The organism is Mesorhizobium sp. M7A.F.Ca.CA.003.01.2.1 (assembly GCF_003998945.1).
GTDB classification, from domain to species: domain Bacteria; phylum Pseudomonadota; class Alphaproteobacteria; order Rhizobiales; family Rhizobiaceae; genus Mesorhizobium; species Mesorhizobium ciceri.
The window spans coordinates 1-606 of the sequence record NZ_RZRA01001568.1 but is presented as its reverse complement, the minus strand read 5'-3'; the positions used below and the strand labels follow the sequence as shown (position 1 = coordinate 606).

Below are 606 nucleotides of genomic sequence, written 5' to 3'. Positions count from 1 at the left end.
TTCTCCGGTTTCTGCGCGGCGATCGTCGGCCTGATCATCTCGTCCGAGCTGATGGCCTCGCATCCGGCGACGGGCGAAAGCTTCGAGCTCAACGCCATTGCGGCGGCAGTGCTCGGCGGCACCTCGATGTCGGGCGGCCGCGGCACGATCGGCGGCACCATCGTCGGCGCCTTCGTCATCGGCATTCTTTCGGACGGGTTGGTGATGATGGGCGTGAGTTCGTTCTGGCAGATGGTGATCAAGGGCCTCGTCATCATCGTCGCCGTCGTCGTCGACCAGGCACAGCGCCGGCTTCAGCAACGTGTCACCTTGATGCAGATGGCAAAGGCAGGCTGAGCATGGCGGAACTGCGGGGAGCGCTGATCGGCTGCGGCTTCTTTGCCGTCAACCAGATGCATGCCTGGCGCGACATAGCGGGCGCCTCGATCATCGCCATCTGCGACCGTGACCCGGAACGGTTGCGGATCGTCGGTGACCAGTTCGGCATTGCGAAGCGCTATACCGATGCGGCGGAACTATTTGCCGGCGAAAGCCTGGACTTCGTCGATATCGCCACCACCGCGCCCAGCCATCGTCCGCTTGTCGAAATGGCGGCCGCCCACCGCG

1 protein-coding gene and 1 pseudogene are annotated in these 606 nt (G+C 64.4%); both read left to right on the top strand.

The features are described 5' to 3' along the window. Positions 1-336, top strand: a pseudogene (locus EN969_RS34250) (ABC transporter permease); the annotation flags it as partial. 2 nt (positions 337-338) lie between these two features. Beyond that, a partial coding sequence (locus tag EN969_RS34245) for a Gfo/Idh/MocA family oxidoreductase (RefSeq protein WP_164758808.1) occupies positions 339-606 on the top strand: 268 nt, incomplete at its 3' end.